This window comes from Corynebacterium sp. HMSC075D04, assembly GCF_001815635.1.
GTDB lineage: Bacteria > Actinomycetota > Actinomycetes > Mycobacteriales > Mycobacteriaceae > Corynebacterium > Corynebacterium coyleae.
Map to the genome: position 1 here is coordinate 1 of NZ_KV821335.1, position 2197 is coordinate 2197.

Consider the following 2197-nt stretch of genomic DNA (forward strand, 5'->3'; position numbering starts at 1 on the left):
GGGTTTACCCGTCCACAAAATTTGACACAGGCCACGGTGCCGCTGCTTCCATATTGGGAACGTTAGAAAACGGAGCGCAAATACCAATCAAAGGAAATTATGTCATCGTTCCGGAGCACTTTTTCCCTCAAAAAAGTAGCAATACAATTGCGTCGGAAACGGTGGCGTTCAAAAATTGCTTAATCCAGTTAGTTTCCCCAAAGGACACGCGTATCTTCCCGAGTCCCGGCCTTTTGATTCAGATTCCAGCCGATGGATCGGACTTTCGTCTGACCAATCGTTGTTCTGGCCGTCTTAGCGACGTTGTGAAAGAGCTGCGGTTCTCATCCGAGGTTCTAAAAAGCGGCTTTATCGAAATTAACGGGGAGCAATGCCGTATCAGTCCTAGCGATGATCTTGAGCGTGCTTTATTAGAGCGCGCCGCTTTCTTCCGTGATTTCGAGAAGATGGTTCGACAGTTGGGCGGAGATCCTGCGCTGATCACCGTCAGTGCGATCGAAGCGCGTTCTTGGCGGTCGATCGAGCTTCTAATTAGGCAGGTTGTCTATGGGGAGTTGATCCCCTGGAACTTCTTGGAGGCAGAGCGATCAATGGTCAGTTTCGGACCTATGCAAATGCAACTGCTATTCGAACCCTCGAATAAAGAAGTTTCGGTGTACTCGCTGACTGACCCGAATCTAGAGTGGGCTGAAACGGACAGCAAAGATTCTCATTTTGTCATCGGCTACGAATTACTTACTCAAGAGGAGTTGAACGTCTGCGTTAATCTCAACTTGGATACGGTAGTCGAAGCCTTTGAACGGGTAGGGGATTCTCAAGAAGTCCTCGACAAGGCTCGCGACCTTACGGATCGTCTAATTGAAGCGGCGGATGCTTTATCGGCTGCTCGTTCGACGCGTTTGGCAGCAGCCGCGGCCTTAAACGATTGGGTACGAGCACACCAGTCAACGCCAAGTGACATGCTTGCTCATTGGCAAATCAAATACCGAAAGCAAGAAATCACCGATAACGACCGAGAAGCAATTCTTGAGATGTTGGTGTCTGCTCCCCGGAGTGACCAAGACGATAAACACGCGTCGCAAGTCATGGGCCGTATTCTCCTTGGACAAACCGAGATCGCCCGAGCAGAATATGACTTACTCGCCGAGGACGAAACTTCATTCCTTGAACTGAATCCAATCTTTAAGCTCCTAGGAGCTCCCGATGATTTCTATATTGAAGATTCACGATCACAGGACGATTGGGAACCATTAATTAAAGACCTGAAGGACGAAATTTGGCAGAAAGTAGCAACGCAGGTCGCAAATGCACGGAATCCGATGCCAACTTTTCCTGATCTAAACCATGTGTTTTTCGATCAACCCGGTGGCGCGTAGTTTCGTATGCGTGACTTAGATATCGAATGAGTTCAGCGCCTTAGTAAAAGGGTTACTGATGAGGAATGGAGTGCCACTATGCCGGGTTAAGCAGCAGAAAGTGCGGCTGATTTTGGTTGCGTCCCTTAGCGAGGCAAACCGCTTGATGATGGTCAGCCTCGGGAAATTGTGAGCGACTACCGTAAGTCAACCTTTCGACTCCGCTACCACATCTCACCGGCAGGCATACGACAATGACCGCCGCACCGCATTCTATCGACCCGACAACCTATTTGAATGATTTGCTGACCCAAGCACCTCCGGATCTGATGCGTCAGATGTCCTGAGTGCGCGTAGTTGGTAGGGCATTCCGAAACGGTGGTAAGGCTGGATTCCGGGTAGTTGGTAGGACCCCGCGACGGCTGGGTGCTGAATTCTCTACCGGGCGATTTCGACACACCGAAGATCGACGGAGCAAACCACGGTCGCAACAGCTCTACCGGATACACCACTTAGGCGTGACCAGATACTCACCACACCGCTATCATTTCCTTTTTCCTAATAACCCGCCGGGCCGACTCCGCGGGCCCGGACCCGGTACCAACTACCCGGAATACGACAGTACCGGGTCTCCGGAACACCAGTACCCCAAACCCGCATCTGACAACCCGGACCGACCGCCGTCGGGCTGTTAATCGATGTCCACTCAGGTGTTACCGGATGGTCATCACGGCGTTACTAGATACCCGGCACAAAACATTCTTCACGTGAACTTCAGACTGCTGGAAATCGTGCCAGTTCGTATGAATGCTGAGTGCGCGTAGTTGGTAGGGGTATTCCGA

Annotated in this window: 1 protein-coding gene; it reads left to right on the forward strand. The window is 51.1% G+C overall.

Annotated features, from left to right (window positions below):
- Positions 1-1376: hypothetical protein (locus tag HMPREF3048_RS12265; protein ID WP_168167337.1), on the forward strand; the 1376-nt coding region annotated here is incomplete at its 5' end.
- Between the last annotated feature and the right edge of the window lie 821 nt (positions 1377-2197).